Here is a 9,989-nt window from a genome sequence, read left to right on the forward strand (position 1 = left end):
GAAGAAGAGCGTATTGAAGAAGGCATCCCAAGCCTGCCAGCCGACCTGAAGGAAGCCCTCGGAGAACTCATCCGCGACGAAGTCATCATCGACGCGCTCGGCGAGCATGCCCTGGCTCACTTCTACGAGCTGAAGGAAATCGAATGGGATATGTACAGAACACAAGTTCATCAATGGGAGCGCGATCAATACATCACGCTGTACTAAGAATGGACAATCCCCTGCACCTGAACGGTGCGGGGGATTTTTTACGTCTGCCCGGCAGCTGCCCAATCTCACTGTTCTTACCATTTAGCCTATACCTCTTTATGCTTTTCGCCATATGAATATGGTGTACCTTATAAATCAAGGAGGTTATCACATGAGCGATGGCGTTGGAGGCGTTGGAGTAGGATACGGTTATGGTGGTCTGTGGGGCGGAGGCGTAGGAGCAATCCTGGTTCTCTTCATCCTGCTGGTCATCATCACGAGAGCCTTTATTTACTAAAATAAAGGGTTCTGAAAGCCCGTTGGCATCTGCCGGCGGGCTTTTCTTGTCGGAATCGGCATGATCGTATCTGTGGTGCACACAGCTTACTTTTTCAGCACATTTAAAGCCGCTCTTAATTTTCTGGCAAACGTAACGGGGTTCTCGACGGTTTCCAAATGAAGGTACATCAGCCTCGGCTTTTCAAAGAGCCAGTGATTGTGGATGGCGGTCACTTTAAAACCTTGCTTGCGGGCGGCACTGGTAAAGCGCTGGACTTCCGACTGAAGGAGCGTGATTTCCGCTGTGTTGAGCGTTGTGCCGTTTTTCAAAGATTGGATCGTGATTTCGTGTTCGGTTTCATAGTTTCTGCCGAGAATTTTGGCATTCAGCTTTCTTTCGATCATGATGGAGCAGCTTTTTCCGTCCGACGTGCCTTTGCCCCCGAGAATGGCGACCAATCGGTCGCACAGCGATTTGGAGATGTTCATACACGGATTTCTCCTTTCATCTCTTGATGATCTAACTTATGTGAAACCGTGCTAGAAAGGAAAAGCAGGAGTCTATAAATCTATAAAATTGTTTTGTTGTCCAGCGAAATTGGATACAATGGCATAGTAACCAACCCTGTATATGGAGTGAGCGTCGTGGTGAAATCCGTTGATTTACCCTCCTAAAATCGCGAAATACACATTTTAGGAGGGTTCATACATGAAATTTATTCCGATCCAAACCGGGCAGTGGGACAGACAGCCTTATTTTGACCACTATTTCAAACAGAACCGGTGCACCTTCAGCATGACAGCCAACATCGAAATCACCTTGCTGCTGGGCGAGCTGAAGAAGAGGGGGATGAAGCTGTACCCCGCCTTTTTGTACATGCTGTCCAGAATCGTAAATGCGCATGTGGAGTTTCGGATGGATATTCGGGAGGAGCAGGTTGGCTTCTGGGAGCAGATGAGTCCGTGTTATACGATTTTTCACCCGGAAAACGATACCTTCTCCGCGATCTGGACGGAGTACAGCAGCAGCTACCGGAGCTTTATGGAACTTTACCGGGAGGATCAGCTCCTTTATGGGGAGAGCATGGGGCTGTTTACGAAAAAAGACATGCCGCCTCATACCTTCTCCGTATCCATGATTCCATGGGTCAGTTTTACCGGCTTTAACCTGAATCTGGATCATGGCGGAAGCTACCTGCTGCCAATCATCACGGGGGGCAAGTATTTTCGGGAAGGGAAGCACGTTCTGCTCCCGGTTTCGCTGCAGGTGCATCATGCCGTCTGTGACGGGTACCATGCCGGGATGTTTCTGCAAGAGCTGCAGCAGCTCGCCGACACCTGCACCGATTGGATGGATTGAGGGATGTACACGCTATAAATGAGGATGAAAGGATTCTCAGGGGACCCTTACAGGGTTCCTTTTTTGTCGATTGTTCAGCAATGCTTCGTTTATAATATTGCATTGTCTGGGGCGATCATTTAAGGGGACCTTTAGAAATTAAACCTATTTCCTGAATTTCTCACCTCCCTTTTCGAGTCGAATCGCGGCATAATGAACCCATACCAAACAAAAAGGGGATAACAAGATGGCAAAGATGTCGAAATTATTAAGCATCGTGCTTACAGGCACCTTGGCGCTTAGTCTTACGGCTTGTGGAAGCGGTAACAAGGAGGACTCTGGCAGCAGCGCATCAGGCGCGGCCGGATCCAACAGCAGCACATCCGACACATCGAAGGACAAGAACATTACGATTACTTTCCAAAACATCTATCCGGACCCGACGGATCCGAAGAACAAGATCATGAACAAGATTGTGGATCAGTATGAGAAGGATCATCCGAATATCAAAATCGAACTGGATTCGCTCAACACCGACCAGCAGAAGCTGAAGCTGAAAACGCAGGCGGCCTCCAAGGAAATTCCGGACATTACGGTCGTGAACCCTGCGGCGCAAATGCAGCCTTTTGTCGATGCCAAGCTGCTGGCTCCGCTTGATGACATGCTGGCCGAGAACGGTCTGAAGGACACGTTCCAGGACGGGTTGCTTGACTGGTACAGCTTTGACGGCAGTACTTATGCGGTACCGGACGGCAACAACATCGGCGTGGTCTTCTACAATAAAGAACTGTTTGAAAAAGGCGGCGTGAAGGTTCCAAGCACGTTTGAGGAAATGGTCGACGTCGTCAAAACGCTCAAATCCAAAGGCATTCAGCCGATGGCAATCGGCGAGAAAGACACCTGGACCGGTTCGTTCCTGTTCATGAACATGCTGCTTCGCACGAACAACGGCCCTGGATTCCTGAAGGACGTCCTCGACAAGAAAAAGACGTTTGAAGATCCGGCCTTCGTTGAGGCGGTTGACGCATTCCAAAACCTCGTGCAAGCCGGAGCTTTCCAGGAAGGCGCAACCTCCTTCGATTACAACGCCGGCGAGAACCTGTTCAAAACCGGTAAAGCAGCGATGTACTACATGGGAACGTGGGCAACCGGCGGCATTGAATCGTCTTCCGTCAACGGCAAAGTCGGCGTCTTCAAATTCCCGACGATCGGCGGCAAGGGCAACCCGGACGAATTCATGCTGGCGCCGGGAAGCGGGTTCGCCATTGCAGCAGACAGCAAGCATCTTGCGGAAACGAAAGAGTTCCTCAACTACTTCATGCTGAACTTCCCGAAAGAAGCCTTTGAAGCCAAAGGCGCGGTCGGTATCGGCCAGAAAGTGGACGGCGACTTCAAGGCTGCCGGATATTCCGACATGGCCATGGACGTACTGAACCTGTTCAAGGAAGTCAAAGGCGGAGACCTGGCGTTTGACAACACGATGAATCCGGGCACAGCTCAAGTTCACCTCTCCAGCATTCAAAACCTGTTCGCCCAGAAGAAAAATTCTGCGGACGTGGCTAAAGAGCATCAAGCCGGGTTCGAAGATAACAATCAATAATCAACGGATACAGCTAGTTATAGAGAGAACAAGTATTTAAAAACGAAGGGAACGCATTCCGGATGCCGTTCCCTTCAATTCCCATGAGGAATATTGCAGCCAAGAAGGAGAAGGAGGAGAGGTAAGTCGTGAACGTGCTGAAGGTCTCCCGCTGGACGATTGCCGCGTTTGTGCTTCCTTGCTTAATCATCTATATCGGTATTGTGTTTGTTCCCATTCTCGTATCCATGTACAGCGGTATGCTGGACTGGAACGGGATCGGCGAATCGACGTTTGTGGGTCTGGCCAATTTCAAAAAGCTGCTGTTCCACGACTCGGTATTTTGGCCGTCGGTGCGAAGAACGCTAATGTTTGCGGTTTTTTCCATGGCCGAAATTCCTATCGCACTGCTCGTAGCCATACTGCTGAAGCGTTACGTGCGAAAACCGAATTTTTTAGTGTCCAGCTACTTTTTACCGGTCATCTTGTCCGTCGTTGTCGTCGGCCAGCTGTGGAAAACGATCTATAACCCAGCTTCAATGGGCGGTATGCTGACCAAATTCTGGATGCGGTCGGACTGCATTCCTGGAGCAAAGCCTGGCTCACCGATCCTTCGGTCGCCATGTACTCGCTGTATTTCGTTGCCCTGTGGCAGTACCTGGGTTACCATACCTTAATTCAATTTACGGGCATTTCGAATGTCCCGGACGATGTGTACGAAGCGGCCCGTATCGACGGTGCCGAAGGCTTTAAAGCGGATTGGCACATTACGTTTCCGCTGATTGTCCCGATTTTCAAAATTTCCATCGTGCTGGCCTTCATCGGCTCGCTGCAAGCTTTCGACATGATCATGGTCATGACGGGAGGCGGACCGGCGCATGCCACGGATGTCATTTCCACGCACATGTACAATATGTCGTTTACATCCATGAAATACGGTTACGGAAGCTCGATCGCCGCATTCCTGGTGGTGCTCTGTCTGGCCGCCACGTTCTGCATCAACTTCATTTTCAACAAACTGGAGAAACGATACTCGTAAAGGAGGAAACCGCCAATGAACACAAGCACTGCCGTCGCTTTGAACAAGCAGGTGGCCGCAACCGGACGCAAACGGTTTTCCGTTACGAAGGCCATCGTGTTTCTGGTGCTGGGCATTCTGTTTGTAACCCAGGTGTATCCACTGCTGTGGCTGCTCCTGTATTCCTTGAAATCCAATGAAGAAATTTTGTCGGGCAGCTTTTTTGCCCTTCCGCATTCGCCGCAGTGGGCCAATTACAGCGCTGCGCTGGAGGGCAACTATTTCCGCTATTTGTTGAACAGCATCTTTGTCACATCCGTGACGATGATTGCCGTCATTATTCTCAGCTCCCTGTGCGCCTATGCGATCAGTCGTTTCCGGTGGCGCTTTGGCGGGGCGGTCATGGTCGTATTCTTGATCGGAATGATGATCCCGATGCAGGCGACGCTGCTGCCGCTCATGATCATTTTCAAAAACATGCATATCCTGAATACGCATCTGTCGATCATTCTTCCGTATGTGGCATTTTCCATGCCGATCGCCATCTTTATTCTCAGCGGGTTCATGAAAACCATTCCGCATGAGATCGAAGAATCCGCGGTGGTGGACGGAGCGGGGATCGGGCGCATATTCTCGAGCATCATCCTGCCGATCTCGGTTCCGCCGGTGATGACGGTGTGTATCCTGACATTCATCAACATCTGGAACGAATATATTTTGGCTGCGACGTTTATTTCATCGGAAAAGCTGAAAACACTGCCGTTCGGCGTCAACAGCTTCGTCAGCCAATACTCGGTCAACTATGGAGCCATCGGCGCATTTCTTGTGCTGGGCGCGCTTCCGGTCATCATTATCTACTTCCTGCTGGCCGACAAGATCACCCAAGGTATGGTAGCAGGTGCAGTAAAAGGTTAGTAGGGTAAAGACGGCTTCTGTGATAGAATGACAAATGGATGACCGGATACGAAAGGGGAATGTATCTGTGGGGCGACATTTTCGTTCGATTCACAGCCGTCTTTTTCTGCTGTTTCTATGCTGCATGACCGGCATATTGATATTGATCAGTGTCGTGTATTATTACCGCACGATTTCCATTATTCATACCAAGGTGAATGATATCGCCGAGAAGAACATTTCGCAGACCGCCGGACTGTTCAACTCGCTGCTTCAAGGCTACAACAGTCTCTCCAAGTCGCTCAACAGCAACTACGAGCTGACCCGGCTGCTTCAGGAGACCCATGTGAAAGAGACCGTTGCCATCGAAAACGAACGAACGATTACGAATATTATCGGGGCAGCTTACTATTCAAGGAACGATATTACAGGCATCCATATTCTGACCGACAGGGGCAAAGTGTACAGCTATGAGCGCCAGTTCGCCGGGGTCATCGACAACAATTACGCCCAGACGTCCTGGTACAACGAGCTGAACGCCTCGTCGGGCAATATGGTCTGGCTCGGGATCATGCCGGGATCGCCGATCAACACGCTGCAGCAGAAAGAGAACGTCTTTGTGTTCGGACGGAAGCTGTATGATCTGAACACGCACAAGCAGCTTGGCATCATGGTCATCGAAGCGAATCCTTCGTCCATCATGGAGGCGATGTCCAATGTGACGATCAGCCCGGGCAGCCGCGTGTATCTGATCGATCAGAACAACAGCATCATCGCTTCGACCGGTAAAAAAGGTACGGAGGCGCCGGACTTTGCCAGCATTCCGAAACCGGGTGCCGAGGACGGTATTCTGGTGGACGACAGCTCAAGCCAGCTGGTGGTTGCTGCCAATACGCCCATGGCGGGCTGGACGATCTACGGATTTACCCCGAAGCATGACATTCAGGCGGAAGTAAACCAGACGACTCAATATCTCGTTATCGTCCTGATAGTGCTGATTATTGTCTCGACGGTTCTGGCCACGCTGGTATCGCGCAACATTGCTTCCCCGCTGAAGCTGCTGATCCGGGAAATGAAAAAGGTGGAGATGGGCAATTTCAGCGGTTCGGTTAATGTCGATTCGTTTGACGAAATCAACAGCCTGGTGTCTTCCTTCAACCGGATGGTGCACCGGATGGATGAGTTGATTGAGACGATCAAGGTCACGACCGTCAGCGAGAAGAATGCGCAGCTGCAGGCGCTGCAGTCCCAGGTGAATCCGCATTTTTTGTACAACACGCTGGACATGATCTACTGGATGCTGGATGAAAAGGGGAATGAACGCCTCAGCAGGGTCATTCTGTCGCTGTCGCAAATGTTCCGTTACAGCAGCAACTGGGAGGAGGCCTCCAGGACGACGCTGCGTCAGGAATTGGAACAGATCCGGCATTATTTGACGATCATCGAGAACCGGCTTGAGGACAGGCTTGTACCGAAAATCGATGTGGATCCGCAGTGGATGGACGTCACGCTGCCGAAAATGACGATTCAGCCGATTATTGAAAACGCTGTAAAATACGGACTGGAGCCGCTGGATCGGCAGGGCATGCTGCTCGTTACGGCGGAGCAGGTCATGGGCGATCTGCATGTCGTCGTTCGGGATAACGGGAAGGGAATGAACGAAGACACGCTGATGCGGGTCAGAAGCTTGCTGGAGGGCGGGAACCGAACATCGCCCAAAGCGGAGGACAGAGACGGCCCCGTGCTTCGCCGTGGCATCGGTTTGAGCAATGTGCATGAGCGGATCCGAATGATGTTCGGCAGTCCGTACGGTTTATACTTGGACAGTCAAGAAGGGGAAGGAACGACGGTAACCATCCGTTTACCAATCCGGCATCAAGGAGGAATGGAAGATGAACATTTTAGTCGTGGACGATGAGCATGTGATCCGTGACGGAATTAAGCGCACCATCCACCGGGCATATCCGCAGCATTATGTTCACCTGGCGGCGAATCCAGAGGAAGCGGTTCAGCAGCTGCGCAGACATCGGATTGACCTGGTGCTGACCGATATCCTCATGCCGGGAATGACGGGTCTTGAATTGATGCAGCTGTGCCAAGGCAGTTATCCGCATATCAAATGGGTCATTATTTCGGCTTATTCCGAGTTTTCCTACGCCCAGGAAGCCGTCAAGCTTGGGGCTAAGGACTATTTGCTCAAGCCGATCGGGAAAGAGCTGCTGCTCTCCATGATATCCGGACTTGCTCAGGAGATGGATCGGGAGAACGAAATCGTGCGCGAGGCGGAGCTGCTGAAGTCTAACCTGAAGTATTTGCGCGAGGCTGTATTTCAGCGCTGGGCGAGCGGACTCGATACCGGGCGCCTTGACGTCGCGTCTATAATTGAGAGCTACCCTGCATTCCAACTGGTGATGGTTAAGATGGAGAGCGACGCGCCGGTGCATCTAGACGGCATCGCTGGAGTACGAATACAACAACCCGGGCGGTAACCGCGCGATCGAGGTTGCGGTGCAGTACATCAAAGCGCACTATCATACGGATCTGTCCCTGGAAAAGGTAGCTTCGGTCGTGTTCCTGAATCCGGTCTACTTCAGCCAGCTGTTTAAGCAGAAGACGGGAAGCGGCTTCAAGGAATACGTCACCAATCTGCGGATCGAACAAGCCTGCAAGCTGCTGCTGCAAACGCATTTGAAGCTGGCCGACATTTCGGACAAAGTCGGATATGTGGACGTCAAGCATTTTACCCAGGTGTTTCGCAAAAAAACGGGAAAAACTCCGACGGAGTACCGTCTGGAACAAACGGCGGATTCCCGTGAGGCGTGTCCCACCTGAATCATCCTGCCTTGATCCCAACGCCCAAAAGAGCCCTTGACCTTCCTGAGTAAGGAAGAGCAAGGGCTCTATTGCTGCTTGTCCAGCATCATCTGCTAGTGAATATCGCGGAACAGCCCGACGACTTTGCCCAGAATGGTGACATGGTTCAGACGCAAAGGTTCGTAAGCCGGGTTCTCCGGTTGAAGCCGGATATGGTCCTTCTCCTTGTAAAACGTCTTCACGGTTGCTTCATCCTCATCCGTCATGGCAACGACGATGTCCCCGTTATCGGCTGTCTGCTGCTGTCTCACGATGACGTAGTCACCGTTATGAATGCCCGCCTCGATCATACTGTCCCCAACGACGGAAAGCATAAATACTTTCTCGTCTCCGACATAGTGCTGCGGCAGAGGGAAGTAATCTTCAATGTTCTCCGTTGCCGTGATCGGCACCCCCGCTGTGACCTTGCCTACTACGGGAACTCTGGCGATCGTATGCGTGAACAGATTGCTGCTCTCGGATTCTTCTTGTCCCAACAGTTCAATGGCACGAGGCTTCGTAGGGTCTCTGCGGATCAAGCCTTTCTTCTCCAGACGGTCCAAATGGCCGTGTACGGTCGAGCTGGAAGCCAACCCTACCGCCTCACCGATCTCTCGGACGGATGGAGGATAACCCTTGGCGCGGACTTCATTTCTGATAAATTCCAATATCGCTTGTTGCCGGCTAGATATCTTTGACATTCCCCATCAACCCCATTTAGTAACGTTTGGTAAAATTATAACATAGAACTGCCGTTCGTACAAACATAAGTTCTAAATGATTTTACTTTGATGGGGCGGGATTTTTGCGGCTTCTGAATGAAGGAAACCCGCCTCTAAAAACATAGGAACAATTGTTCGAAAAAAGTATTGAACAAAACAAATGTTCGTGTTATATTGTTCTCATAAAACAAGAACAAACGTTTGGAGGCGTAATATTTATGCTGAAACACACTACATACCAAAGTATTTATAATAACCCATCCGTTAACCCATCCATCAATGAAGCTATAGCAACTCCTTGGTTGAAGAAAGTCCAGTCCTTCGTGTCAGGCCCTGCCTTGATCAAACTGATCCTGGCGGCCCTGATTATTTTGGTGGGATGTACAGGTGTCGTTCGCGTATTCGCGGGAACCTCGGATGATGTTCGGTTAGAGAAAAATGTCATCGTTCAGCAAGGCGATACGTTGTGGGGAATCGCTTCTGCCCATAAGCCGGAAGACATGGATATCCGCGCATATATTATGGCGGTGAAGAAGTATAACGATTTAACCAGCAGCGAAATTCAAGCCGGAGAAGTATTGGCACTCCCACAATATTAATAGAAGATAAATGATCAAGAGCTTGGAAAGGTGTGAACCTTGACAAGCTCTTTTTATCATGGCAAAGTTAGGTATGACTTGAATATTGGAGGAGTAATTGTATGGATATCGACAGCGTTGTGGAGAGAATTAATGAGCTTGCGCGCAAGCAAAAGGAATCCGGTTTAACCGAAGAGGAGATCGAAGAACGGGCCAAGCTTCGTGAGAGATACCTTCAGAATGTCCGCAGAAATTTCAGACAGCAGATGGACTCGATTGAATGGGTGGATGAAGAGAAGAATTAACACCAGCGGCTGGATTAGACTCATACATTCGATCATGGTATAGAATGACTCAAGTTTTGTATGGCTCATTACCAATAACAGAATGCTTCTATTGTAAGCGCACCAGGTTTCCTTCGTTTGTTTTCTATTATATAGAATGTGAAACTAACAGGAATAAATGCTGTAAGCAGTATTGGGCCGTTATATATTAGGAAGTAAATAGCAAAACTTTCGTTCAAACTATATAGCTGAAA

General features: G+C 50.2%; 9 protein-coding genes and 3 pseudogenes. 10 read left to right on the forward strand and 2 right to left on the reverse strand.

The window, feature by feature from the left end; genetic code table 11:
• Together CPT76_RS39070 and CPT76_RS05835 are read left to right on the forward strand one after the other, a co-directional pair.
• A pseudogene (locus CPT76_RS39070) lies at window positions 1-207 on the forward strand (glutamine synthetase); the annotation flags it as partial.
• 154 nt (window positions 208-361) lie between these two features.
• Complete coding sequence (locus CPT76_RS05835; RefSeq protein ID WP_094596460.1) at window positions 362-487, forward strand: sporulation protein YjcZ; 126 nt, start codon at window positions 362-364, stop codon at window positions 485-487.
• Window positions 488-573: 86 nt separating this feature from the next.
• Here CPT76_RS05835 and CPT76_RS05840 read toward each other — a convergent pair whose 3' ends face one another.
• Window positions 574-957 (reverse strand): DUF1259 domain-containing protein, encoded by a 384-nt coding sequence (locus tag CPT76_RS05840; RefSeq protein WP_105442224.1) that lies wholly within the window; start codon window positions 955-957, stop codon window positions 574-576.
• Between the two features lie 220 nt (window positions 958-1,177).
• On the opposite strand from CPT76_RS05840, the gene catA reads away from it, so the two are divergent.
• The 6 genes and pseudogenes from catA to CPT76_RS05870 all read left to right on the forward strand — a co-directional run bounded on the left by catA (window position 1,178) and on the right by CPT76_RS05870 (window position 8,130).
• Window positions 1,178-1,828: a type A chloramphenicol O-acetyltransferase gene (gene catA, locus CPT76_RS05845; protein ID WP_105442225.1), complete on the forward strand. Its 651-nt coding sequence runs from the start codon at window positions 1,178-1,180 to the stop codon at window positions 1,826-1,828.
• A 226-nt stretch (window positions 1,829-2,054) separates the two neighbouring features.
• Window positions 2,055-3,407: an extracellular solute-binding protein gene (locus CPT76_RS05850; protein ID WP_105442226.1), complete on the forward strand. Its 1,353-nt coding sequence runs from the start codon at window positions 2,055-2,057 to the stop codon at window positions 3,405-3,407.
• Window positions 3,408-3,535: 128 nt separating this feature from the next.
• A pseudogene (locus tag CPT76_RS05855) lies at window positions 3,536-4,425 on the forward strand (carbohydrate ABC transporter permease).
• Window positions 4,426-4,440: 15 nt separating this feature from the next.
• A complete protein-coding gene (locus CPT76_RS05860) occupies window positions 4,441-5,319 on the forward strand; it encodes a carbohydrate ABC transporter permease (RefSeq protein ID WP_105442227.1) in 879 nt (292 codons plus the stop codon).
• A gap of 67 nt (window positions 5,320-5,386) precedes the next feature.
• A complete protein-coding gene (locus CPT76_RS05865) occupies window positions 5,387-7,216 on the forward strand; it encodes a sensor histidine kinase (RefSeq protein ID WP_105442228.1) in 1,830 nt (609 codons plus the stop codon).
• A pseudogene (locus CPT76_RS05870) lies at window positions 7,191-8,130 on the forward strand (response regulator transcription factor). Before CPT76_RS05865 ends, CPT76_RS05870 begins: the two are co-directional and overlap by 26 nt.
• Before the next feature lie 95 nt (window positions 8,131-8,225).
• Here the strand turns inward: CPT76_RS05870 and lexA are convergent.
• Window positions 8,226-8,852, reverse strand: coding sequence for a transcriptional repressor LexA (gene lexA, locus CPT76_RS05875; protein WP_076171240.1), 627 nt, complete (start codon window positions 8,850-8,852; stop codon window positions 8,226-8,228).
• Window positions 8,853-9,091: 239 nt separating this feature from the next.
• On the opposite strand from lexA, the gene CPT76_RS05880 reads away from it, so the two are divergent.
• Entirely contained in the window at window positions 9,092-9,472 is a 381-nt protein-coding gene (locus CPT76_RS05880; RefSeq protein ID WP_105442229.1) for a LysM peptidoglycan-binding domain-containing protein, read from the forward strand.
• Between the two features lie 101 nt (window positions 9,473-9,573).
• Window positions 9,574-9,756, forward strand: a complete 183-nt coding sequence (locus CPT76_RS05885) for a DUF896 domain-containing protein (protein WP_105442230.1) — start codon at window positions 9,574-9,576, stop codon at window positions 9,754-9,756.
• The last annotated feature ends 233 nt before the right edge of the window (window positions 9,757-9,989 follow it).

The sequence above is a fragment of the Paenibacillus sp. AR247 genome (assembly GCF_002968895.1).
Classification (GTDB): Bacteria; Bacillota; Bacilli; order Paenibacillales; family Paenibacillaceae; genus Paenibacillus_AQ; species Paenibacillus_AQ favisporus.

Bases quoted from the DNA above. Each gene is read 5' to 3' on its own strand.
- CPT76_RS05850 (WP_105442226.1), top strand. From the start codon at position 2,055: ATGGCAAAGATGTCGAAATTATTAAGCATCGTGCTTACAGGCACCTTG.
- CPT76_RS05880 (WP_105442229.1), top strand. From the start codon at position 9,092: ATGCTGAAACACACTACATACCAAAGTATTTATAATAACCCATCCGTT.
- CPT76_RS05835 (WP_094596460.1), top strand. From the start codon at position 362: ATGAGCGATGGCGTTGGAGGCGTTGGAGTAGGATACGGTTATGGTGGT.
- CPT76_RS05840 (WP_105442224.1), bottom strand. From the start codon at position 957: ATGAACATCTCCAAATCGCTGTGCGACCGATTGGTCGCCATTCTCGGG.
- catA (WP_105442225.1), top strand. From the start codon at position 1,178: ATGAAATTTATTCCGATCCAAACCGGGCAGTGGGACAGACAGCCTTAT.
- CPT76_RS05885 (WP_105442230.1), top strand. From the start codon at position 9,574: ATGGATATCGACAGCGTTGTGGAGAGAATTAATGAGCTTGCGCGCAAG.
- lexA (WP_076171240.1), bottom strand. From the start codon at position 8,852: ATGTCAAAGATATCTAGCCGGCAACAAGCGATATTGGAATTTATCAGA.
- CPT76_RS05860 (WP_105442227.1), top strand. From the start codon at position 4,441: ATGAACACAAGCACTGCCGTCGCTTTGAACAAGCAGGTGGCCGCAACC.